Below are 22,858 nucleotides of genomic sequence, written 5' to 3'. Positions count from 1 at the left end.
TCTTCTCAATCACAGCGCGCCCGATCAATCGAACGATCCGATCACAGGACAGGGCGAAAATTCCGGACAGATCTCCCGGCTATCAAGCGTCTATCGAGTAGGAAAATTGCATGCACACACAACATGATGGCCTCCCGTAACTTAAGAATGGCCCTTTTCGTCTTGCTGGAACCAATTCCCGCGCCAATGGTGGTTCAGCCATGACACTTTCGATCAACGCCGAATTTGCTTTTACCTTTGACGAGCCGGGCGATGCCTTGCTGCAATTCGAGGTGGCAGATGGCCACGAGCAGCAATTGGTCGATACAAAAACGAGCATTCTAGGCCAGGACCGCTTGAGCCGCGTCGCGGCGCATCAAGGCCTTAGCGAGCGGGTCTGGATCAGCGGCAATGGGCGTTGCGAAGTAAGCTACACAGTAGCAGTCGCAATCAATCGATCTGCCGCCGACCTCACCGCTCTGCCCGCCTTGCCTCTTCACCAACTACCCGGCGATACCGCAGAATTTCTATTCGGATCGCGATACATTGTGGTGGGTCAGTTTCAGAACTTCGTCGAGAACACTTTTGACGGGACATCCGGCGGCGCACGGATCGAGGCAATCCGCAATTGGATCGCTCATAATTTCACATATGAGCCGGGTGCCAGCGGGCCGGATACGACGGCGGGCGACAGCTTCATAGAGCGGCGCGGGATCTGCCGCGACTACGCGCATGTGCTGGTGGCGATGGCACGCGCCTCGGTGATCCCCGCGCGCTATGTCGCATGCTATGCGCCGGGGGTCGAGCCGCAGGATTTTCATGCGGTGGCGCAGGTTTACCTCGCCGATCGCGAGGGCGAAGGCGCGTGGCATCTGGTCGATGCGACCGGTATGGCAACACCTGAAGACACCGCGATTATCGGCGTCGGGCGCGATGCAGCCGATGTCAGCTTTCTAACGACCTTCGGCCCCGCAAGTTTCGAGTATTCAAAGGTTGCAGTGACGCGGGGCAGCTAAGCCCCTTCCCTCACACGCTTCCGCGCTTCAACAGCTTCACTGGAACCCTGCGAATGCCCGAATGCGGCCCGCCCGCTGTCACCGCTTCAACCAGCAAGCGCCCGGCTTGATCTAGGTCAGGCTCGATCGTGGTCAGCGGTGGGCTGGACAATTCGCCCGCCTGAAGACCGTCAAACCCGATTAATTTAACGTCGTCCGGCACCTTGCGCCCCACCGAATTCAAGGCTTCGAGCACCCCAAAGGCAAGCGCATCGCAGACCGCAAACACCCCGTCGACCGCGTTGTCTTCAAGAAGCCTTTTGCCCACGGCAAGCCCCTGATCGTGCCGGTCATCCTCATCACCGATCTCTGCGAGGCGAGCTATCGCACCAAGCTCTCGCGCGCGCGCCAAAAACGCATCAGCGCGCTCGGCAAATTGCCTTTGCGTCCCGCCCCGCGATCCGACGCAGACGAGGTTTGTGCAACCTGCCTCAACTAAATGCTCTGCAGCCATGCGCGCGCCGGTATCATTGTCGGATGACACCCAGTCGAGATCGCCGAGCGGAGAGCCCCAATAAGCCACAGGCTCGCTGGTCTCGCCAACACCGCGAAAATAATCCCACGCAGGCCTATTCAGCGTCGTTCCAATGACGATCAGCCCTTCAGCCTGGCCGCGCTCGACATAATGGCCGAAGAGCTTTTCCTCCTCGCCTTGCAGAGAGACCAGCACTTCTAGCCCGTGCTCCGCCGCAGCCGCGCAAATCCCGCCAAGCAACGCATAGGAAAACGGGTTCACATCGCGCGCGCTACCGCCCGGCTTGGTGATGACCACCGCCGCCAGCGTGCCCGTGTGACCGCGCCGCAGCCGCGCAGCACGCTCGTCCACGAAATAGCCAAGCTCGCTCGCAACCTCGAGCACACGGTTGCGCGTCGCCTCGCTGATCACCGCAGAGCCGGACAAAGCGCGGCTGACGGTCGACTGGCTCACGCCCGCGCGCTCGGCCACGTCGAAACTCGTTACCCGCACTGGTCTGCGCACATTATCCAAGTGCTTTCTCCCTCGCTCGCGCTCGCCCAGCCACAATAGCGCCTGGCGCCGCACACGAATAGCTATGCGAACCTATGGCCCACGATCGCCCTTCACGCTAGAAGCGAAACACCTGAAATCCATAGAAGCGTCGTGGGGAGACGACCCAGAATGACCCAGCCCAAGCTCAGCGCCGACCGTTTGCTCCTGTTTGGAGCGAGCGGTGACCTTGCGCGCCGGATGCTTTTGCCGAGCTTATGCGCGCTTGATGCGGATGGATTGCTGTCCCCCGACCTCAAGATAATAGGCACCGCGCGCAGCGAGATGAGCGATGCGGAATTCCGCGATATGGCGCGCGAGGCGCTGGAAACGTATCTGCCAGACGAACGGCGGGGCGGGATGGCCAATTTTCTCAATCGGCTGAGCTATCAGGCGCTCGATGCGAGCACGATTGAAGGGTTTGATGCACTTGCCGAAAAGGTGAAGGAAGCGGGGCCGAGCCATACCGGCACGGCGATATTCCTCTCCACTGCGCCGAGCCTTTTCGGCCCGACCATTGCTGGGCTGAAACATGCTGGGCTGACGGGCGACGACGTTCGCATGTGCTTGGAAAAACCACTCGGCACGGACCTTGAAAGCAGCTGCGTGATCAATGACGCGGTGGCCGATGCTTTCCCCGAAGATCGGATTTTCCGCATCGACCATTATCTCGGCAAGGAGACGGTTCAGAACCTGCTCGCGCTGCGCTTTGCCAATATTCTGTTCGAGCCGATCTGGAATTCAAACTACATCGACCACGTGCAAATCACGGTGGCGGAGACGGTTGGTCTCGAAGGCCGCGTTGCCTTTTATGACGATGCTGGCGCTTTGCGCGACATGGTCCAGAATCACATGCTGCAATTGCTGGCCCTCGTGGCGATGGAACCGCCAACCAGCTTCGATGCGACTGCGGTGCGCGATGAGAAAGTGAAGGTGCTGCGCGCGCTGCGCAAAGTGCAGGCCAGCGAAACCGTGACCGGCCAATATCGCGCCGGAGCGATCGAGGGTCAGGCTGTGCCGGGCTATGATGACGAGCTGGGCAAAGACAGCAACACCGAAACCTTTACCGCGATCAAGGCGCATGTCGACAATTGGCGCTGGAAAGGTGTGCCGTTCTACATGCGCACCGGCAAACGCCTGCCCGAGCGCGTAACCGAGATTATCGTTCATTTCCGCTGTGTTCCGCACTCGATTTTCGAGGATATGGGCGCGACCATGCTGCCCAACAAACTCGTGATCGGCATTCAGCCGGAAGAGAACATCTCCCTATCGCTCATGGCGAAGGTCCCAGGTCTCGGCCAAGATGGCGTGCGCCTGCGCGAGGTGCCGCTCGACATCGCCATGCCCGACGCATTTGTAGGACAGCATCGCCGGATCGCTTACGAGCGCTTGCTGCTTGATCTCATCGGTGGCGATCAGACACTGTTTGTGCGCCGCGACGAAGTGGAAGCGCAGTGGCACTGGGTTGATGCGATCCGCGCTGTCTGGAACGAGACCGGTATCACGCCGAAGACTTATGGCGCAGGAACCTGGGGGCCGAGCGCCGCCATTGCGCTGGCCGAACGCGACGGAGTGAGCTGGCATGAATAAGCCCCTGCATGACACTATCCACGCGGTTACAAATCGCGTTATCGAGAACTCGCGCGCATCGCGGAGCGCCTATCTCGAGCTGATGCGACGCGAAGGCGACCGCAAACCGGAGCACAAGGATATTGCCTGCTCCAACCTTGCTCACGCTTTTGCTGGTGCGCTCGAGGATCAGAACGCGATGAAGGCCGGACGCGGGCCGAATGTCGGCATTGTCAGCGCTTATAATGACATGCTGAGCGCGCATCAGCCCTACGTACCGCTATCCCGACCGCTTGAAGATTTACGCGCGCGAAGTCGGCGCGACCGCGCAAGTTGCTGGCGGGACGCCCGCCATGTGCGACGGCGTGACGCAGGGCGAGGACGGGATGGAATTGTCGCTCTTCAGCCGTGACATCATCGCGCTATCAACCGGCGTGGCGCTCTCGCACCAGATGTATGATGCGGTCGCTTGCCTCGGCATCTGCGACAAGATCGTGCCGGGCTTGCTGATCGGCGCGCTTCGCTTTGGTCATCTGCCCGCGATCTTCGTCCCTTCCGGCCCAATGCCCAGCGGCATTTCGAACAAGCAGAAGCAGGAAACACGCCAGCTCTACGCAGAGGGTAAGGTTGACCGCGACGCCCTGCTCGAAAGCGAGCTCGGCAGTTATCACTCGCCCGGAACTTGCACTTTCTATGGCACGGCGAACTCTAACCAGATGATGATGGAGATGATGGGACTGCACGTGCCTGGTTCCGCCTTCGTCACTCCGGGCACGAAATTGCGGCAGGAGCTGGATCGAGCCGCCGTTCACCGCCTCGCCGCGCTCAAGGGCACGAGCGAGCGGACACTGGCGCAGGTCGTCGATGAAAAGGCGATCATCAACGCAGCGATTGGCCTGCTCGCCACGGGTGGCTCAACCAATCACGCGATCCACATCCCTGCGATGGCGCGGGCTGCTGGCGTGATCTTCGACTGGGACGATCTGGCCGAGCTTTCCTCAGTCGTGCCGCTGGTCGCGCGGGTCTATCCCAATGGCTCGGGCGATGTGAACCAGTTTCATGCGGCAGGCGGCATGGCCTATGTCGCGCGCACCCTTCTAGAAGAGGGGCTCGCGCATGGCGATATCCTGACTGTCTGGGACGAGGGGTTCGACGCCTATACGCGCGAGCCGGTGATAGATGAGGCGCAATCGCTTAGCTGGGCCGATGTGCCGGAAAGCCGCGATCTTGACATGCTGCGCCCCGCAACCGACCCGGTGCAGCCCGATGGCGGCATGAAGCTGCTGACCGGCAACCTGGGCCGCGCCTGCTTCAAGTCCTCTGCTGTGGAGCGCGAGCGCTGGACCGTCACTGCGCCAGCCCGCATCTTCGAAACACAGGCCGATGTTGTCGCGGCGTTCAAAGCGGGCGAACTGGATCGCGATGTCGTCGTCGTGGTCCGTTTTCAAGGCCCGCGCGCCAATGGCATGCCTGAACTGCACGCCCTCACCCCATCGCTCACCGTCCTGCAAAACCGCGGACACAAGGTCGCGCTGGTCACCGATGGCCGCATGTCGGGCGCCTCGGGCAAGGTGCCCGCAGCGATCCACATCACGCCGGAAGCCAAAGGCGGCGGCGCGCTCGCCAAACTGCAGGATGGCGACATGATCACCGTCTGCGCCGAGACAGGAGAGCTATCGACCACCGCCGACCTGTCCGAGCGCGAGGCCGCGCCCGATCCGGCGCAGGAATGGGGCGTTGGACGCGAGCTGTTCCGCATGCTTCAATTCCAAGCCGACGGCGCTGAGCAAGGCGCGTCCGCTATGCTAGCCAGCGCGGGGCTTTAGGACATGACGGAGATCGTCGCGGTTGATCTGGGCGGAACCCATGCCCGCTTCGCCATCGCTACCGTCGCTGCGAATGGCACAATCGAGCTGGGCGAACCGACAACGCTTCACACCGAAGACCACGTCAGCTTCCAGACCGCCTGGGAGGATTATCGTGAGCGCTCGGGCGGCGCGCTGCCCGACAATGTCGCGCTTGCCATCGCTGGTCCGATCACCGGCGACGTGATCCGCTTCACCAACAATCCGTGGATCATCCGCCCCGCCCTCGTGAACGAAAAGCTGGGAACATCGCAATACACGATAGTGAACGATTTTGAGGCCGTCGCCCACGCGGTTGCGCGCCTGCCGGATGAGCATTTCATCCATCTGACCGGGCCGGATCAGCCGCTCGCACCGACAGGAACACTCAGCGTAATCGGGCCGGGCACAGGCCTTGGCGTCGCGCATTTGTGGCGCGGCGGCGATGGCTCCTACTGGGTGCAAGCGACCGAGGGAGGACATGTCGACTTCGCGCCGGTCGATACAATCGATGATGCAATCCTTGCGCGGCTTCGCAAGCGGCATAACCGCGTGTCGGTGGAGCGCGTGGTCTCCGGCCCCGGCATTGTCGATATTTATCAGACGCTTGCGGCGCTCGAAAACCGGACCGTCGCCGAGTGCGACGATGTCGAAATCTGGACCAAGGGTGTTGCCGGCGAAGACAGCCTCGCCGCCGCTGCGGTTGACCGCTTTTGCATGTCGCTGGGCAGCGTGGCAGGCGACATTGCGCTCGTCCAAGGGGGCTTTGGAGGCGTTGTGATCGCAGGAGGGCTCGGATACCGAATTCGCGAGACGCTTGCTTCGTCGGGCTTTGCGGGGCGTTTCCGCAACAAAGGCCGCTATCAGGAACTGATGGCCAGCATCCCGGTCAAAATCGTCAGCCACCCGCAACCCGGCCTGCTCGGCGCAGCGACAGCATTTGCGAGAGAACATCTTTGAGCGAGACAGTTATGAAATCCGTCAACGACCTGCACGAACGCCTCAGCCAGCTGCACCAGAAAACGCAGGAAACGCCGCTGTTTAACCCGGTGTTTCAGCTAGGGCTGGACCTGTCGCGGTCGCTTGAAGGTGGCGAAACGGATCTCGATCAGCTCGAAGCGATGGTGGCGGAGCTTGAATGCGTGAGCCTCAAATCACGGGCGACACGGTTGCGGCGCCTCGTCGCGCCGGTCACAACCGCAGACAATCGCGCTGCGCTGAAGGAAAGCTTGGTTGGCGCGAGCAGCCTCGATGCACTGCGCAAAGCGTGGGAAACGCCTTCGCTGCACACCGTTTTTACCGCGCACCCTACTTTCTTGCTCACGCCTGAGCAGAGCGATGCCGTTGCGCAATCCGCGGGTAAAGACGCCGACATCGGCGAGGAAGTGTGTGTCCCCGGCACCAACCGCCCGGCGATCACGCTCCAATATGAGCATGGCCGCGCGATGCGTGCCATCGCCCATGCGCAGGATGCGCGCGACGCCATCGTCTCTGACGTGCTCGGCCATGCGCAAAGCAACTGGCCCAGTGAGTGGCACAGCCTCAACCCTGTGCCGTTCCGCTTTGCGACCTGGGTTGGCTACGACATGGACGGGCGGACCGATATCAAATGGTACACCTCGATCGGCTTCCGCCTCGCAGAAAAGGCCGAGCGTTTGGGGCGCTATGCCAACAGCCTCGCCGCGATCGACGCCGACCACACTCTGATCGCGACACTCAAAGATGCGCAAACGCAAGCAAGTTTGAGCGCGCGCGAGTTCACTAGCGATCTTTCCTCGCCCGAAGCGCTTTCGCTCGCCGCCAACCGCCTGACCGCTGACAACCCGGCGAAGCTGCTATCCTTGATACCGCTGATTGAGCAGCTGGAAAGCGAAGCGCGCGATGCCGACCCAGACAAGGCCGTCGCGCTCAAGACGCTCGCCGCCGCGATGCGGGCCGACGGCCTCGGCATGGCGCATATTCACTTCCGCGTGAACGCAAAGCAGCTCCATAACGGCATCCGTCGCCGGATCGACCCCGACAACACGCTCGACCTGGCCAGCAAAGGCGCGATGGCGACATTGCGCAAGCTGCTGGGCGAAGTGAAACCATTGCGCACCAATTTCGCCTCGCTCGCGATCGAAAGCTCGACCGCGATCCGGCAATTCCTCGCCATGGCGCAAATCCTGGGCCATGTGGACGCCGACACGCCGATCCGCATGCTGATCGCCGAGTGCGAGCAACCCTCGACCATTCTCGCTGCACTCTATTTCGCGAAGCTATTCGGGATCGAAGACAAGGTCGATGTCTCGCCCTTGTTCGAGACCGAAAGCGCGCTGGAGCACGGCGGGCGTTTCCTCGATGCCCTGTGCGCCGAGCCCGAATATGCGAGCTATTCTCGTCAGCGCGGCCGGGTCTGCATCCAGACCGGCTTTTCCGATGCGGGGCGATTCGTCGGGCAGATTTCCGCCAGCCTCGCCATCGAGCGTCTGCAAAGCCGCTTGGCGCAGGCCATGGCGAAAAACGGGTTGACCGATGTCGCGGCTCTGATTTTCAACACCCACGGCGAAAGCATGGGGCGTGGCGCGCATCCGGGCGGTATGGAAGACCGGCTGGCCTGGCCGCTCAGCCCGTGGGCGCGCAATCGCTTTGCCAAGCATGACATCACGCTTGAGCCCGAAGTCAGCTTCCAAGGCGGCGACGGCTATATGTTTTTCGCAACGCCAGAACTTGCCCGCGCAACACTGACCCGTATCGCCATCGCGCCGATGAGCGATTCAGCGGCGGCAGACGACCCGTTCTATCACCGCACCGACATCAGCCTCGACTTTTACCGCGCGATCCGCACGCACCAGCGCCAGCATTTGCGCAGCCAGACCTATTCGCGCGCGGTCACAGCCTTTGGTCTGGGCCTGCTTAATTCGACCGGCAGCCGCGTCTCGCGCCGCCAGTCGGATATCTCCGCTGATCGCGACATGTCGCTGCGTCAGATCCGCGCGATCCCGCACAATTCGATTCTGCAACAGCTCGGTTATCCGGTGAATGTGATTTCCGGCATCGGCAGCGCGGCTGATGGCAATTACGAAGACATCGCCACGCTCATCAATGAAAGCGCGCGCGGGCGGCAATTGATCCGTTTGGCGCGAGCTTCGAACGCGCTCGCCAGCATCAAGACAGTCGCGGCGCATGGCGAGCTTTTCAACTCCGCCTATTGGGCGAGCCGGCCCTATCGCGGCACGGAAAGCCACCTGTCCACTGCATGCGAAGCCCTGGCCGAATATCTCACCAAGGACGACCGGACCGGCGTCTTCCGCCGCCTTGCCTCGCGCCTGCGGGTCGATGCACTGAAATTCCACCGGCTACTTGCGCTCATCCCGGATGAAGCGCCGCTTGAGAACCGCGAGAACACGCGCCGCACGATTGGTGCGGCACAAGCCCTTCGCCTAGCCTTGATGCAGCACATCTTCCTGCGCGCTGTCTCGATCCCGGCCTTCAGCCGCGCAAACGATATTAGCCGCGACGACGTGCTCGAAATGGTCTTTAGCCTGCGGATCGACGATGCGCTCGCGCAATTGCGCCGCGCCTTCCCGACGAGCTTCCCGCAACCGGAAGACTTCGCTGTGGATGCGCCCAGCGACTATCCCGATGGCGATAATGAGGGCTACGCGCAGATTGGCCGCGATTACATTGATCCGATCGAGCGCGCCTATGCGCTGATGCTGCGGCTGACGACGGCGATTGCCAACGAATTTGGCGCGCATGGCTAAGAGTTTGCGAGCCCTACGGCCAGCTTTGGGCAGCACCAGAAGGCGATTCTTTGGTTAAGCGCGTTAACGCTTTGCGCCTCACTGCGTCCCTCGAAGGGACGCCTGTGCGTTAGCCTCTAGCGACTCACCGCAATTTACTCCATAATGCGCGGCATGGTTAAAGTGACAAAACTTCTCCCTTTTGCCGCCGTCGCAGGACTCGCCGCACTTGCTGGCACGTCGACGCTCGCCGACAATCAGACACCGGCCTCTGAAGCTGCAGATGTTGCCGAACAAGTAGCCGATGAAGCAATCCGTGCGATTGATCCGAGCACCGGCGAACCCGCCGAGGCACTTGACCCAAGCCCTGTTGAAATGGCCGCTGGCCTCCCGCCAATTGGCGAAGACGTGCCCGTAGTGGAAGCGGGCCGCGAAGACGGCGTTACTGCCGCACGCATGATTTCGCGCGAAGTGGTTCAGGATGCGGCGCCCGCCCTTGCTGAGCCGGCACCGCGCCGCGCCGCAAAGAAAAAGAACGACGACTTCGTCGTAAAGAGCATCCTGCCGATCGAAGGGACCATCCGTTACGGTGAGTGGTTCTGGGATGAAAGCCGCGCGCCTGCAAGGGGCAAGCTCGTCATCACTGTCGACCTTGATGCGCGGGTCATCAGCGCGTTTCGCGATGGCCACGAAATCGGCACGGCTGTCGCGTTGCTCGGCACGAAATCGCACCCGACACCGCTCGGCACGTTCCCGATCCTGACCAAGGAAAAGGACAACGTCTCGGAGAAGTATAACAACGCCCCCATGCCCTATACTTTGCGGATGACCTGGGATGGCATCGCCATTCACGGATCGCCGGTGGCGAATGGCTATGCCAGCCACGGCTGTGTCGGAGTGCCTGAAGAGTTCGCAGCAAAGCTGTTCGCCATCGCCAAACGCGGCGACAAGGTGATCGTCACGCGCGGAAAGATGATCGGCGTGGGGGACGCCATCATCTGAAGCGAGGGGTGTGCGACAAATCGCGGGGCGCGGGCCTAATGCGCGCGCCTGGGCGGTTCGGGGGCGAACCGCCACACCCTCATTTCTACACCTAGCTTTTCGATTCGCTCGCTATCGGGTGTGATCAGCACGCCAGCGATAGACGCGTTTTCGAAATTCCATAACCTGTCAAACGCGCGCGCCGCCTCGCTGCGAGCGGCCTTGCCGCCCATCTCATTGATGATTCGGCAAATTGTCTCGATTGCGATCACGCGCGGGACATTGGCGTAGTACTTGAAGGCGGCACCGCCATCGCCATCCTCGCGAACGACCCGCTCTTCCCAATCTTCCTCGGCATACCATTCGACCGCACGCAAGGCGTCGGCGAGATGCTGGGCGCTGTCGGAGATGGCAGGCACGTCGAGCCAATCGGCATCGCCTATCGCCGCACGCATCCGCGCCCGGTCAAAGCGTTCATCGTGGTTGGAGGGGTCGCTCGCCGGAGTAACTCCAGCATCAGCGCAAACCCGCTCAAGCTCAGCCTTGCGCCAGCTCAAAAGCGGCCTCAGCAGCGGCAGATCGCCCCCGTGGATCGTAGTCGATGCACGCACACCGGCGAGCCCCGCCAGCCCGCTGCCGCGGTTAAGCCGCATCAGTAAGGTTTCAGCCTGATCGTCTGCGTGATGCGCGGTCGCAATCGCGCCCAGCTCTTTAGCCGCAGCCCATTGCGCCAACGCTTCGTAGCGTGCCTCCCGCGCACGGGCTTGCAGATTGCCTTTGCCGACTTCGATCGCGAGCGCGGTAAACGGCACGTGCAGCTCGCCGCACAGCCGCTCAACCAACGCGACTTCGCTCGCCGCTTCTTCGCGCAGGCCATGATTGACGCTGGCTACCGCAATCTCGCCGGGCATGGCTTGATGGGCAAGCAGAAGGAGTGCGAGGCTATCAGGACCGCCCGATGCGGCGAGCCCTAACGGTCCCTCACGCTCCATCGGCGGCCAGAGCGCATGCAAGTCGTCGTGAAACCGTGCGACTAGGTCTGCTGCAACCCGGCTATCAATTGCAGGTGATCCGCTGACGGTTGCGCTCATACATGCCGGAGAGGCGACCCGCCGCTAGCGCGGGATAAATCTCGCCAAACTCGGCAAGCGCAATGCACGCCCGGTTGGTGTCATTGAGCGCGATCATCGCTTCGGACAGATAAAGCAGGCTGTCCGGTGCACGCGCCGCCTGTTTGTCCGCCTGGTAATTGTTAAGGAACCAGCGCGCGGCCTCTTCCGGCATGTTGTCATCAAGATAGGCGCGGCCCAGCAGGTTGCGCGCATAGGTAGCCCGCCAATGCGAGCCATAACGCTCGACAAAGCTGTTCAACTGCTGGCGAGCCTCTGGGTAATAGCCCGCGTTCCAAAGCCGGAAGCCATAGGAATATTCGTCATCCGCCGGATCATCTGTGATCGGCTTGGTGATTGCTTGAACTGCCGCAAGACGCTCCGCACTCGGGCCAGTCTGCGCAGCTGGCGTGGGCGTGGTTTCCTGCGTTGTGGTGTTCGACGCAGTTTCGGTTACGGCCGTTGCAGCACCGGTCGCCGCCCCCGTGCCGACCCCGATGGCTGGCCCGACAGTGCTGCCACTGCTTTCAAGTGCGGTCAGCCGGGTTTCGATCTGCTCGAACGCATTGGAATTTTCTTCGGACAGCGCCGTCAGCCGCTGCAATTGCACTTCCATCGCATCGAGCCGTGCAAGGATATCCGTGACCGCTGTCGTCGATGTCGAGTTTGTGGATGTGGCCCCGGTCGCAGAAGAGCTTGGCGAAATCTGCGGCTCGAAAAAGCGGCCATCATCGCCCGGAAACACCCTGCGCTGAAGCGCGCGAATTTCCGACTCAAGCTTGCGGATTCGCGCTTCGGAATTTTCCTGCGCGATGCTTGGAACCGGCGTGGTCGCGACAACAGCAGCCGCTATGCCAGCCGCCATCACACGAAGTCTGGTGGTGGGAATTAGTGCGCGCATCGGTCTTTGGCCTCTCTTCATTGAACACGGCGCCAGCATGCGTGGCGCTGGATGAACATATGACGAATCTGTGCCGTGCAGGGCCTCCCAAGTCGAGGGCGCGCGGCGGCGTTATCCTTGGTTAATTTGCGCTTCGGCCTGTAAAACCTTGTGACAAACGATGTGACAGGCCTGCCTCTGCGCCCGATCAGCTGTCGTCAGGTGTCCGGCGTTGCTGCGGGAGACGGCTGGCTTGCCCGCGCCAGCAGAGCCGCTGCGGATATTTGCGCATCGCCCAAGGTGATGGGCTCCTCAGCCAGCTTCGGGACCGGCTGGCCGTCAACAGTGATTTCCAGTGCATCCGGACGCCCCGTGTTGATCCGCGGCCCGGCGACATTGCGAGGCAATTCGAAAGTTTCACCGCTACTAAGTGTCCCTTCGAACAAAGGCTCTCCACCCGCATCATACTGTTCATCGTAGATGCGCACCCACATATCTTCGAGCGCAGTCAGGATAACTTGCCCGTCGGCAGACGCAGTGGCCGTGGCGGCGGTCGCTGTTTCACCGGCGGTTTCGCCAGCTTCATTTTCAGCCACTTGCGGCTCGGAACGGTCGATCAGAGATCCCGGCCCGGTTCCGGCGCCGTAGAAGGTCGAATAGAATGTCGCCATGCCAGCAATCAGCAAAACGGCTGCAATGCCTCCGGCCCAGGCGAGCCCGCGCGATGGCAATTTCGCTGCGTCACCAGGCTCCATTCCCGCAGGTGCGTATTGCCTGTCCGCTTCTGTCTCATTCAGTTCAACCCGGACCTGATCGGCGATTTCAACTTCATCGAGACCAAGCATGCGCGCATAGGTTCGCGAAAATCCGATTGCATAGGTGCGCGCAGGAAGTGCGGCAAAATTGCCGTCTTCGATCAAAGTGAGATGGCGTTCGGGAATGCGGGTTTCAGCTGCGACCTGAGGCAGCGACAACCCTTTTTCTTCGCGCGCGCGGCGCATTTTCGCGCCCACACCCTCGAGTGGCAGCTCGTCCACAACTGCTTGCTGTTCGTTGTCCATGACCCGAACCTTACGACCTTTTCAAAATAGCTCTTTTGCGAGCCTTCTCATTACCCGACGGGCGTATTTACCACACAATCGGTCGACATCCCAACTGTCAAGCAAGTTAACGCCTCACCGCAACCCCGCGCGGCAGGGCGGCGCTGGCGAGCGGTCAATGCCGACAAGGACAGGTCAGTCGGTTTCGATTTCGCGTTGAGCTGCCCATTGGCTCAACTCATCGCGCAGGTTGATACTCGGGTCAGACAGCCAGCCTGTCATCGCTTCGGTGATTTCTGCCAGATCGACCTTTCGCACCAATTCCTTGATCGGGCCCACAGCAGCCGGCGTAATCGAAAGCCGCCGGAACCCGATCCCGAGAAGCGCCAATGCCTCCAGCCTGCGACCACCCATTTCGCCGCATACACCCAGATCAACATTTGTCCCCACGGTAGATTGCGTGACCCGGCGCAAGAACCGCATGATCGAGTGACTGAGCCAGTCGTAACGCTGTGCCAGCAGAGGGTTCGCGCGGTCCGCTGCGAACAGGAATTGCGTCAGGTCATTGGTACCCACCGACAAGAAGCTGAGCTTGGGGCAGAGCAAATCGAGCATTTCGGCCAGTGCTGGCACTTCCAGCATCGCGCCGTAATAGATTGCATCGGGGATCATCTTCTTCTTACGGCGCAGGAACGCCAGCTGATCCTCGAACACCGATTTTGCAGCGTCAAACTCCCATGGCTCGGAAACCATCGGGAACATTACATAAAGCGGACGCCCGTACTGACGCTTCAAGCAGAGAGCGGGCCTGCACTTTGAGCAGACCGTCACGTTCGAGCGCGAGCCGAAGAGCCCGCCAACCCATCGCCGGGTTTTCATCTTGTTCGGCTTCGGCGCTGGCGAGGTAAGGCACGGCCTTGTCTCCGCCGATATCGACTGTGCGGAAGATCACCGGCTTGTCGCCCGCCGCCTCTAGCACGTCGCGATAGAGCTTTGTTTGCCGTTCGCGCTGCGGCAAAGTCGCTGATACGAGGAACTGAAATTCTGTGCGGAACAAGCCGACGCCGTCCGCGCCGCTGCTGGCCAATGCACTCATATCATCGCGCAGGCCGGCATTCATCATCACCTGAATGCGTGTTCCGCAGCGGGTGAACGGTTCGACATCGCGCAGTTCTGCATAGGCGGCCTGCTTCTTGCGAGATTCCGCAAAGCGCGCTTCGAACGCTTCCGCCATTTGCGCGTTGGGCCGCACCGTCGCGGTCGCCTGATCGGCGTCAAGCAGCACTTCATCGCCCTCGCGAATGACCCCGCGAAGGCCCGAAGCGCGTCCCAAAACCGGCACGCCCATTGCGCGCGCGACGATCACGACATGCGCTGTGAGCGAGCCTTCTTCAAGGATCACGCCTTTCAGACGGCGGCGGTCATATTCGAGCAATTCAGCCGGGCCCAGATTGCGCGCGATCAAGATAGTATCGCGCCGCAGGCCCTGGCTGGCCGCCGTTCCCAATTGGCCCGAGACGATCCGCAACAAGCGATTGGAAAGGTCTTCCAGATCGTGCATCCGGTCAGCCAGCAGCGCATCGTCAATCTCGCGCATGCGCATCCGGGTGCGTTGCTGGACCCGCTCAATCGCCGCCTCCGCCGTGAGGCCACTGTCGATTGCTTCATTGATGCGCCGTGACCAACCCTCGTCATAGGCAAACATCTTGTATGTCTCGAGCACTTCCTCGTGCTCGCCGCCAATGCCAAACTCTGCCTGGTTTGACAGGTTATCGATCTGCTCGCGCATCTTGTCGAAAGCGCGATAGACCCGGTCGCGCTCGGCCTCGATATCGTCGGCCATCACTTGATCGATTTGCACGCGCGGTTGGTGATATACCGCGATGCCGGACGCGAGACCCTTGACCAGTGTCAACCCGCTCAGGGTCTGGGTTCCGGTCAACCCTTCAGCAAGGCTACGGGCTTCCTCCTCGTCGACCAGCTCTGCGTTCGCGATCAGCTCCGACAACACCATCGCGGTGGTTTGCAGCGCTTCGATCTCGACTTCTTCGTACCGGCGCGGTTCGACATGCTGGACGCACAACACTCCGACGGCTCGCTCACGATAGACAATCGGCACGCCGGCAAAGGAATGGAATTTATCTTCACCAGTCTCTGGCCGATACTGGAAGTCGGGATGCGCCTTCGCCTCAGCCAGGTTGAGCGTTTCAACCCGGTCGGCGATTGTTCCGGTCAGCCCTTCACCAATCGCCATACGGGTAACGTGGACCGCGCTTTTGTTGAGGCCTTCAGTCGCGAATAGCTCCAGCATGCTCTCGCGCAGCAAATAGATCGAGCAAACCTCGCTATCGAGGGACTCGCCAATAATCTGCACCACTTTGTCGAGTTTGCCCTGCGCATGCATGCGCGAGGCCATCACCTCGTGGAGGCGGGTGAGAATCTGACGGGCGGATGCGGCTGCACTCATAGCCTATACCGGTTAGAGAACCGCCGCACAAAAGCAAAGCGTCACTACGTCGCCACCGCGCGTTTGGGCAGAAATCTGCTAGGTTCGCGGCGTGATTTGCCGCAAATCGGCTCAGTTCTGGACCATCTCTTCTTTCAATCGTAGCTTCTGTTTTTTCAGCGCTTGGATTGTCGCAGCATCAGGAGCAGGCCGGTTCATCTCTGCGCGAAGCCGGGCTTCGAGGCCTGCATGCTTTGTTTCCAGCGCGTTGAGGTGGGATGATCCTGCTGACGATGCCATAAAGAGTCTCCTGAATAGGGGGTGATGAACCCCGTTGATGGAGCGACTCGTCCAATGCGGACGAACCGCATGCCCACATACAACCACAAACCGAAAACGATTCAAAGCGGATCTTGATCGAATTGCGAGACGATGTTTGCTTTGTGCGGCAGGCGCAGGGGGCCAACGCACTTTGTGGTCGATTTTCTCCGCGCCGTTACCTATCCTGCGACGCGAATGAGAAACCCAATATGGGTCACGAGGGATCTGGATACGTGAACGAAGCAGAATTGCGAAAGCGCTTGGAATTGCTCCGCACCGAACATGGTGATTTGAACGCTGCTATCGACGCTTTGATCCAGGCCGGATCAACCGACCAATTGCAAATCGCGCGCCTTAAGAAGCGCAAGTTGCGGCTCAAAGATCAAATCGCCCTCATCGAAGACAATCTGCTGCCCGATATCATCGCATAGGCTACCCAAAGCAGCTTTGCGATTGTGTCCCAGCGAGGGACGGAATGCCATTTTCGGCGGGATATTCTGGTTACCAATCTGGCGCGTCGGAAAAACCGGGCGTAGCGATTGGGGCCGTTATGGATTCCAAGAACAACCTGTCCCAGCCAATCATCGAGGCGCTTTACAGCGAAGCACTTGTCCTCGCGGATGAAGTGCGCGCAGTTTTTGCGCTCGGAATGAAACAACCGTCGAGCGGCGAGGTTGACAGTGTTCGTCTGGCAATGTCGATCGAGGGGCTGAAAACCACCACACGGATGATGCATGCGCTGGCTTGGCTGCTCAATCAGCGCGCTTACTTTTCGGGAGAGCTAAGCGAGTCCCAGGTGCGTCGGCACGGCGAGCTGCCCGAAGATCGCCCGGTGGACCCTGAGCAATTGGTACTGCTCGAGCCTGCGACCTGCGAATTGATCGAAGAAACCGTTATGCTGCATGCGCGGATCGCACGGCTTGACCGGGCATGGCGCGGCGGATTTGAACCGGATTCGCCCGTGCGTACGTTTCAGGATCGTCTGGGCCGCGAATTCGGGTAGCCCCCCCATCGACGGTGTGGGCGGCTATGGCATAATAAACCTACGCCGCAGCCAACGCCTTCTTCCAGCGCTCGAGCCGTTCCTCGCGCACGCCCGCATCCATGCCGGGCGTAAAGCTGTGGAGCTTGCCGCGCATTGCCTGTGCCGCGGCATCAAGATCCGAGTAAAGCCCAGCCCCAGCCGCCGCGAGCATCGCCGCGCCCAATGCGGTCGTCTCGACGAATTCAGGCCGCTCGACTGTGACGTTCAGCACGTCGGCGAGGTCTTGTGCCATCCAGTCATTGGCGCTCATCCCGCCGTCAATCCGTAGAGTGGCCCAGCGTGTGCCGTCTTTCGCGAAGGCTTCGGCCAGATCATGCGTTTGATGCGCCATCGCTTCCAATGCAGCGCGCGCCAGCTCGGCCTTTCCGCTCGCAAAGCTTAGCCCCGAAATCAGCCCGCGCGCCTCGGCTCGCCAATGCGGTGCGCCCAGGCCTGCCAGCGCAGGGACGATGGTAACCCCGCCTGTATCAGGAATCGAGCGAGCCAGCTCCTCGGTCTGGCTTGCCACATCGACGATTCCAAGAGAATCTCGCAGCCATTGGACCAAAGAGCCGGCCACAAATACTGACCCTTCAATAGCGTAAGTCCGCTCGCCGCCAATCTGTGTCAGCACCGTGCCAAGCAAACGGTTTTGCGAGCGCGGTATGATGCTCCCTTGATTGGTGAGCACAAACGCGCCTGTGCCATAGGTCGCTTTGGTTTCTCCAGGCGACAGACAAGCCTGCCCGATGGTCGCAGCCTGCTGGTCGCCGACCATGCCAGTGATGGGGATCGCACGCCCGAACAGCTCGGGATCGGTCTCTCCCAAGCGACCTGACATATCGACCACTTCGGGCAGCGCGCCATGCGGCACGCCGAGCAATTCGCACAGTCCAGCATCGAATTGTGCCCCGCCCAGTTCGAGTAGCAGCGTGCGGCTCGCATTGCTGGCGTCTGACACGTGCGCTCCGCCGGTCAGCTTAAAGGTCAGCCAGCTTTCGATGGTGCCAAAGGCGAGCGTACCTTTTCCTGCTGCCGCTTTCACCTCTGGCGAATTATCAAGCAGCCAGTGCATCTTTGTGCCGGAGAAATAGGGATCGAGCAGCAGGCCTGTTCGGGCTTGCACGTCGCTTTCGTGACCCTTTGCACGCAGTTCGACGCAGAAAGGCTCTGTCCGCCGATCCTGCCACACGATCGCGCGGTGCAGCGGCTCGCCCGTATTTTTGTCCCAAGCAACAACAGTCTCGCGCTGGTTGGTGATGCCGATCGCTGCAATGCTGGCCGCGCCGCCTGCTTTGGGAACCACCTCAAGCGCGCAGGCCAAAGTCTTGTCCCAAATCTCCGCCGCATCATGCTCAACCCAACCCGCTTGCGGGTAATGCTGCGTCAGCTCCTGCTGCGCGACCGCCACCATCTTGCCATCGCTCGCGAACAGCATCGCGCGAGTGGACGTTGTCCCTTCATCCAGCACGAGAATGTAGTCGGCCATGCGTTTCTTTCCTGCGTTTCGCTTGGCCACCCGCACCCTCCACCCTTCCACCCGGATTTTCACGCCGGGTCATGATCCGGGTGGAAGGGTGGAGGGTGCGGGTGGCTATGGCCCGAACATTAAGACTGGCGTGACTTCTGCCACACTCGCCTCCATATGCAAGTGCATGGCAGGACTACCGCCCAAACCTTGGCCGACAGGCACCGCAGAGCAGCTCGACCCGTTGATCCGGCGCGTGCTCGCGCCGAATCCCTCACCCTATACCTACACCGGCACCCAAACCTATGTCGTCGGCGCTGGAGACGACGTCGCAGTTATCGATCCGGGGCCCAACGACCCGGCACATATTGAGGCGATCATGGCGACCATCGGCGATGCCAAAGTCGCCGCGATCATGTGCACCCACACCCACCGCGATCACTCGCCCGCCGCCGCCCCCTTGGCCGAGCGGAGCGGCGCGCCGATCGTCGGCTGCGCGCCGCTGGTGCTGAAGTCAGATCGTCCGCGCGCAGATGAAGCCTTCGACACCACCTATGCGCCTGACCGAGTGCTCGAGGATGGCGAGCAAATGCGAGGGCAAGGATGGACACTCACCGCTGTGCACACTCCGGGACACACGTCAAACCATCTGTGCTTCGCGCTGGAGGAGAGCAAAGCGCTCTTCACCGGCGATCATGTGATGGGGTGGTCGACCAGTGTCGTGATCCCGCCCGACGGCGATATGGGTGATTATATGGCGAGCCTCGAGAAGCTGCAGGCGCGCGAGGATAAAGTCTATCACTCAGCGCATGGCGCGGCGATCACCAAGCCTAGGCAATTGGTGCGCGGGATGATCGGCCATCGCCGTCAGCGCGAGAACCAGATTCTGCGCTTGATGGGGGAGCGCGCCCGCCCGATCCCCGAGTTCATTCCAGAGATGTACAAGGGGCTTGATCCGCGCTTGATCGGCGCAGCGGAGATGAGCGTCGAGGCTCACCTGATCGATTTGGAAAAGCGCGGCTTGGTAGCGTGCGTCAATGGCGTGTGGAGCACGGCCTAAGCCGTCATCAATTCGCCGGGTTGATCGTATGGACCGCGGCTTCTTGCTCCTTGGCATCGAGCTTTTTGCCACCCCGCCCATATCCCTTCACAACTGTCGCAGATGCGGGCTGGTTCATATTGGGTTGAGAGCTGTTTTTCTTCGCCACGCCAGAGATCATATTGCCGACAGATTGAAACGCTTGCGCGATAATGCCTTGCTTTTCGGCTTTAGCGATGCGGACTTGCCTTTGTGGAGTGACAATCACGAAATCGTCACCGCGCACGAGCACCGCGCGGGCACCCTTACCCGTTCGCACAACATCGCCGATTTGCAGCTTTGTCCCTTTCGCACCGTAAACCGACTTTTCACCGCGCGAGATCGAAACCTGACCATCGGTCTCCGAGATAATCCATCCTGAATCCGCAGCCATTGCCGCGCTGCCTGTAAGTAGAGCGAATGCCAGAGCGAGTTTCTTCAACAGTTTGATCATCTTAGAGCCCCCAAAAGTCTCTTTCGAGCCTCCCGGATAGCAAGCTGATCTTCCAACCGGCTTAAGCGGGTGCGTTAAAAGGGCGTTACCGGCGATGGTTAACGCGCAGCCTATCCGCTCCGAAATGGAGAGGTTTCTGGCCCAATTTTAGCTACGCCAAGTCGCCGCGCGCAAAAGCCTCAGCGAGCTGGAATTTCTGAATTTTGCCGGATCCCGTAAGCGGAAACTCTTGCATCCACACCCAGTGCGCAGGGGTCTTTTGCGGTGAAAGGCGCTCTCGAATAAAGGCGCTCAATTCGCCATCATCGGGGCGCTCTGCTCCGTCTGCCAAGCGCAGGAACGCCGCGACAATCTCGCCCCATTTCTCATCCGGCACGCCTGCAACTGCGACTTCGGCAATGGCAGGATGTTCGAGCAAAGCCGCTTCGATTTCCGCCGGAAACAGGTTTTCGCCGCCGCGAATGATCATCTCCTTCACCCGGCCAGTTATCTTCACGTAACCGCGCGCGCTCATGCTGCCGAGATCGCCCGTGTGCAGCCAGCCGTCTTTATCGATGGTCTCAGCCGTAGCTTCAGGGTTGTCGTTATAGCCGACCATCATGTTGAAGCCGCGCATACAAATCTCGCCCTGCTCGCCCACCGCGCAGACCGAATTGTCGCTTGGGGACCGGATTGCGACTTCCATATGGCTGCACGGTTGGCCGATCGTCTCGGTGAGTTCCGCACCCGTATCAGTCGGCCAAGCAGCGGTAATCGCGGGCGAAGTTTCGGTCTGACCATAGACGATCAGGATCGGCACTCCGAACGTCTCTTGTGCCGCGCGGTTCAGCTCCGGCTGCACCATTGCCCCGCCGGAAATGACCGTTTCTACGCAACGAATGTCTGTGCCTGAGGCTTTGGCCGCCTCGATCATGGCAAAAATCATGGTCGAAACCCCGCCGACCACTTCTGGCTTCTCGCGCGCAATCGCGCTTACCACCGCTGCTGGATCGAACAGGGTGACGAGCAGAATAGTCGCCCCATGCGCCAGGCAGCCGAGCACACACACCGCGCTGCCAGCTGTGTGGAACAGCGGGAACGGGCACAGCACCTGCGCGCCGGGCCGCAAGTTCCAGCGCGAAAACACATCGTAATTGCTCTGCACCAGCCCGTGCTGATGCAGCAGCACGCCCTTGGGAAAGCCGGTTGTGCCAGACGTATACTGGATCATGCAGATGTCGTGCGGCTTGGTTGCGCGCAGCTCACCATCACCCTCGCCCGCGAACAGCTCGCCATGATCTTCAATGTCGATTATGAAGGCGCTCGCTGGCAATCCCGCAGCTGCCTCGTCGACCACCGGTCGCAAGGCTGACCCACGCACATGCGGTTGGTAATAGACCGCGCTGGAGCCAGATTGTTGGAGCACATAGCGCACTTCACGCGGGGTGAAAGACGGGTTCACCGTCACAATCGTCAGGCCTGCCATGGCCGCGCCAAGCTGAACCAGGATCCATTCCGGGCAATTGCCGCCCATGATCGCGATGCGCGTGCCAGCGGCATGACGAGCGGCGAGCGCGCGCGCGCACTTCTCACTATCGGCTAGCAATTGGGCAAAGGTCCACTCGCGCCCCAGAGAACCATCCGGCTGAAGTTCGCGCAAAGCCTTGCCATCGGGCCGGATCGCGGCTTGCTCGCGCAGCACATCCTCAATCGTGCGCTCGCGATACTCGGTGTCCTCCTGCGCCGGGCAATAGGCTTCGCTCAAGTCCAGCTCATACATGCCGCTCTCTCCTCGAGAACATGCTAGCCAAAACGCTCGCAAATCCCAGCAAAAACCCTATATCAGCGCCAGAACAACACATTGCCGGGGATCATTTTCATGAGCGTTGAGAATAAAGTGCCATCAGGCGAGGATTTGCTCGCCGAGATTGATCGTCTACGCAAAGAGCGCAATGCGGTGATCCTGGCGCATTATTACCAGACGCCCGATATTCAGGACATCGCCGATAATGTCGGGGACTCGCTCCAGCTCAGCCAAATGGCGGCTGAAACCGATGCGGATGTGATCGCCTTTTGCGGAGTGAAGTTTATGGCGGACACCGCCAAAATCCTCTCTCCGGAAAAGATCGTTGTGCTGCCAGATATGGATGCGGGGTGCAGCCTCGAAGACAGCTGCCCGCCGGATAAATTCCGCGCTTTTCGCGAGGCGCACCCCGATCACATCGCGCTGACCTACATCAATTGCTCGACCGAGGTGAAAGCGCTCTCGGATATCATCGTCACCAGCTCCAGCGCGGAGACGATCCTCCAGCAAATCCCCGAAGATCAAAAGATCATTTTCGGCCCGGACCGCCATCTTGGCGGCTATCTGGCGCGCAAGTTCAACCGCGAAATGCTGCTGTGGCCAGGCGTGTGCATTGTGCACGAAGCCTTCAGCGAGACGGAGCTGCTCAAGCTTAAGGAACAGCACCCCGATGCACCAATCGCCGCGCACCCCGAATGCCCGCCTAATATCGTCGACCACGCGGATTATGTCGGCTCGACGAGCGGCATTCTGAAGTTTGCGAAAGAGTTTGAAGGCGACACGCTGATCGTCGCAACCGAGCCGCACATCATCCACCAGATGGAAAAAGCGCTGCCGGAGAAGAACTTCATCGGTGCACCGGGAGCGGACGGAAATTGCTCGTGCAATATCTGCCCCTACATGGCGCTCAACACGATGGAGAAGCTCTATGTTGCACTGCGCGATCTGGAGCCGCGGATCGAAATTGAGGAAGATTTGCGCCTGAAAGCGAAGAAGAGCCTCGACCGCATGCTCGGCATGGCTGGCGGCACTGTCGGCATGGGCGATCTGGGTAAAGTTCCCTTTAGCGCGGATTAGAGGACCATACCCATTTCCG

The 22,858-nt window shown here is 60.6% G+C and carries 17 protein-coding genes and 2 pseudogenes; 10 read left to right on the top strand and 9 right to left on the bottom strand.

The window, feature by feature from the left end; translation table 11 throughout:
• Nucleotides 1-200 precede the first annotated feature (200 nt).
• Nucleotides 201-995 (top strand): transglutaminase-like domain-containing protein, encoded by a 795-nt coding sequence (locus tag ACZ1GU_RS03400; RefSeq protein WP_472646700.1) that lies wholly within the window; start codon nt 201-203, stop codon nt 993-995.
• Nucleotides 996-1,005: 10 nt separating this feature from the next.
• Here the strand turns inward: ACZ1GU_RS03400 and ACZ1GU_RS03395 are convergent, their stop codons facing one another.
• On the bottom strand, nt 1,006-2,013 hold the full coding sequence (locus ACZ1GU_RS03395) for a LacI family DNA-binding transcriptional regulator (RefSeq protein WP_472648697.1): 1,008 nt from the start codon (nt 2,011-2,013) through the stop codon (nt 1,006-1,008).
• A 159-nt stretch (nt 2,014-2,172) separates the two neighbouring features.
• Between ACZ1GU_RS03395 and zwf the strand changes: the two genes are divergently transcribed.
• From zwf to ACZ1GU_RS03370, 5 genes and pseudogenes are all read left to right on the top strand, one after another.
• Nucleotides 2,173-3,630: a glucose-6-phosphate dehydrogenase gene (gene zwf / locus ACZ1GU_RS03390; protein ID WP_472646699.1), complete on the top strand. Its 1,458-nt coding sequence runs from the start codon at nt 2,173-2,175 to the stop codon at nt 3,628-3,630.
• Nucleotides 3,623-5,435: pseudogene (edd, locus tag ACZ1GU_RS03385) on the top strand (phosphogluconate dehydratase). Before zwf ends, edd begins: the two are co-directional and overlap by 8 nt.
• 3 nt (nt 5,436-5,438) lie before the next feature.
• Nucleotides 5,439-6,413: a glucokinase gene (gene glk / locus ACZ1GU_RS03380; RefSeq protein ID WP_472646698.1), complete on the top strand. Its 975-nt coding sequence runs from the start codon at nt 5,439-5,441 to the stop codon at nt 6,411-6,413.
• Between the two features lie 11 nt (nt 6,414-6,424).
• Nucleotides 6,425-9,199 (top strand): phosphoenolpyruvate carboxylase, encoded by a 2,775-nt coding sequence (locus ACZ1GU_RS03375; protein ID WP_472646697.1) that lies wholly within the window; start codon nt 6,425-6,427, stop codon nt 9,197-9,199.
• A gap of 162 nt (nt 9,200-9,361) precedes the next feature.
• On the top strand, nt 9,362-10,180 hold the full coding sequence (locus ACZ1GU_RS03370; RefSeq protein ID WP_472646696.1) for a L,D-transpeptidase family protein: 819 nt from the start codon (nt 9,362-9,364) through the stop codon (nt 10,178-10,180).
• Between the two features lie 35 nt (nt 10,181-10,215).
• Here the strand turns inward: ACZ1GU_RS03370 and tilS are convergent, their stop codons facing one another.
• The 5 genes and pseudogenes from tilS to ACZ1GU_RS03345 form a co-directional block, all read right to left on the bottom strand.
• Nucleotides 10,216-11,250 (bottom strand): tRNA lysidine(34) synthetase TilS, encoded by a 1,035-nt coding sequence (gene tilS / locus ACZ1GU_RS03365; RefSeq protein ID WP_472646695.1) that lies wholly within the window; start codon nt 11,248-11,250, stop codon nt 10,216-10,218.
• Complete coding sequence (locus tag ACZ1GU_RS03360) at nt 11,216-12,169, bottom strand: tetratricopeptide repeat protein (protein ID WP_472646694.1); 954 nt, start codon at nt 12,167-12,169, stop codon at nt 11,216-11,218. Before ACZ1GU_RS03360 ends, tilS begins: the two co-directional genes overlap by 35 nt.
• Before the next feature lie 197 nt (nt 12,170-12,366).
• Entirely contained in the window at nt 12,367-13,209 is an 843-nt protein-coding gene (locus ACZ1GU_RS03355) for a helix-turn-helix domain-containing protein (protein WP_472646693.1), read from the bottom strand.
• Between the two features lie 174 nt (nt 13,210-13,383).
• Nucleotides 13,384-15,655: pseudogene (gene ptsP, locus ACZ1GU_RS03350) on the bottom strand (phosphoenolpyruvate--protein phosphotransferase).
• Nucleotides 15,656-15,766: 111 nt separating this feature from the next.
• A complete protein-coding gene (locus tag ACZ1GU_RS03345) occupies nt 15,767-15,934 on the bottom strand; it encodes a YdcH family protein (RefSeq protein WP_472646692.1) in 168 nt (55 codons plus the stop codon).
• Between the two features lie 254 nt (nt 15,935-16,188).
• Between ACZ1GU_RS03345 and ACZ1GU_RS03340 the strand changes: the two genes are divergently transcribed.
• Nucleotides 16,189-16,386 carry a YdcH family protein gene (locus ACZ1GU_RS03340; protein ID WP_472646691.1) on the top strand — a complete coding sequence of 66 codons (198 nt, stop codon included), beginning with the start codon at nt 16,189-16,191 and terminating at the stop codon, nt 16,384-16,386.
• Nucleotides 16,387-16,505: 119 nt separating this feature from the next.
• A complete protein-coding gene (locus tag ACZ1GU_RS03335) occupies nt 16,506-16,958 on the top strand; it encodes a DUF1465 family protein (RefSeq protein WP_472646690.1) in 453 nt (150 codons plus the stop codon).
• Nucleotides 16,959-16,998: 40 nt separating this feature from the next.
• On the opposite strand, the gene glpK is transcribed toward ACZ1GU_RS03335, so the two are convergent.
• Nucleotides 16,999-18,468 carry a glycerol kinase GlpK gene (glpK, locus tag ACZ1GU_RS03330; RefSeq protein WP_472646689.1) on the bottom strand — a complete coding sequence of 490 codons (1,470 nt, stop codon included), beginning with the start codon at nt 18,466-18,468 and terminating at the stop codon, nt 16,999-17,001.
• Nucleotides 18,469-18,634: 166 nt separating this feature from the next.
• On the opposite strand from glpK, the gene ACZ1GU_RS03325 reads away from it, so the two are divergent.
• Nucleotides 18,635-19,507 carry an MBL fold metallo-hydrolase gene (locus tag ACZ1GU_RS03325; protein ID WP_472648696.1) on the top strand — a complete coding sequence of 291 codons (873 nt, stop codon included), beginning with the start codon at nt 18,635-18,637 and terminating at the stop codon, nt 19,505-19,507.
• 7 nt (nt 19,508-19,514) lie between these two features.
• Here the strand turns inward: ACZ1GU_RS03325 and ACZ1GU_RS03320 are convergent, their stop codons facing one another.
• Together ACZ1GU_RS03320 and ACZ1GU_RS03315 are read right to left on the bottom strand one after the other, a co-directional pair.
• On the bottom strand, nt 19,515-19,979 hold the full coding sequence (locus tag ACZ1GU_RS03320) for a FecR family protein (RefSeq protein WP_472646688.1): 465 nt from the start codon (nt 19,977-19,979) through the stop codon (nt 19,515-19,517).
• Nucleotides 19,980-20,130: 151 nt separating this feature from the next.
• Nucleotides 20,131-21,738 carry a class I adenylate-forming enzyme family protein gene (locus ACZ1GU_RS03315; protein WP_472646687.1) on the bottom strand — a complete coding sequence of 536 codons (1,608 nt, stop codon included), beginning with the start codon at nt 21,736-21,738 and terminating at the stop codon, nt 20,131-20,133.
• A 99-nt stretch (nt 21,739-21,837) separates the two neighbouring features.
• Between ACZ1GU_RS03315 and nadA the strand changes: the two genes are divergently transcribed.
• Nucleotides 21,838-22,839 (top strand): quinolinate synthase NadA, encoded by a 1,002-nt coding sequence (nadA, locus tag ACZ1GU_RS03310; protein ID WP_472646686.1) that lies wholly within the window; start codon nt 21,838-21,840, stop codon nt 22,837-22,839.
• Nucleotides 22,840-22,858: the final 19 nt, after the last annotated feature.

Source organism: Erythrobacter sp. HA7-11 (assembly GCF_055693605.1).
This window is presented reverse-complemented; position numbering and strand designations above follow the sequence as displayed.

Excerpts from the sequence above, each read along its gene's own strand:
- ACZ1GU_RS03325 (WP_472648696.1), top strand. The coding sequence starts at position 18,635 with ATGGCAGGACTACCGCCCAAACCTTGGCCGACAGGCACCGCAGAGCAG.
- zwf (WP_472646699.1), top strand. The coding sequence starts at position 2,173 with ATGACCCAGCCCAAGCTCAGCGCCGACCGTTTGCTCCTGTTTGGAGCG.
- ACZ1GU_RS03400 (WP_472646700.1), top strand. The coding sequence starts at position 201 with ATGACACTTTCGATCAACGCCGAATTTGCTTTTACCTTTGACGAGCCG.
- nadA (WP_472646686.1), top strand. The coding sequence starts at position 21,838 with ATGAGCGTTGAGAATAAAGTGCCATCAGGCGAGGATTTGCTCGCCGAG.
- ACZ1GU_RS03355 (WP_472646693.1), bottom strand. The coding sequence starts at position 13,209 with ATGGACAACGAACAGCAAGCAGTTGTGGACGAGCTGCCACTCGAGGGT.
- tilS (WP_472646695.1), bottom strand. The coding sequence starts at position 11,250 with ATGAGCGCAACCGTCAGCGGATCACCTGCAATTGATAGCCGGGTTGCA.
- ACZ1GU_RS03375 (WP_472646697.1), top strand. The coding sequence starts at position 6,425 with ATGAAATCCGTCAACGACCTGCACGAACGCCTCAGCCAGCTGCACCAG.
- ACZ1GU_RS03345 (WP_472646692.1), bottom strand. The coding sequence starts at position 15,934 with ATGGCATCGTCAGCAGGATCATCCCACCTCAACGCGCTGGAAACAAAG.
- glk (WP_472646698.1), top strand. The coding sequence starts at position 5,439 with ATGACGGAGATCGTCGCGGTTGATCTGGGCGGAACCCATGCCCGCTTC.
- ACZ1GU_RS03320 (WP_472646688.1), bottom strand. The coding sequence starts at position 19,979 with ATGATCAAACTGTTGAAGAAACTCGCTCTGGCATTCGCTCTACTTACA.
- ACZ1GU_RS03335 (WP_472646690.1), top strand. The coding sequence starts at position 16,506 with ATGGATTCCAAGAACAACCTGTCCCAGCCAATCATCGAGGCGCTTTAC.
- glpK (WP_472646689.1), bottom strand. The coding sequence starts at position 18,468 with ATGGCCGACTACATTCTCGTGCTGGATGAAGGGACAACGTCCACTCGC.
- ACZ1GU_RS03360 (WP_472646694.1), bottom strand. The coding sequence starts at position 12,169 with ATGCGCGCACTAATTCCCACCACCAGACTTCGTGTGATGGCGGCTGGC.
- ACZ1GU_RS03315 (WP_472646687.1), bottom strand. The coding sequence starts at position 21,738 with ATGTATGAGCTGGACTTGAGCGAAGCCTATTGCCCGGCGCAGGAGGAC.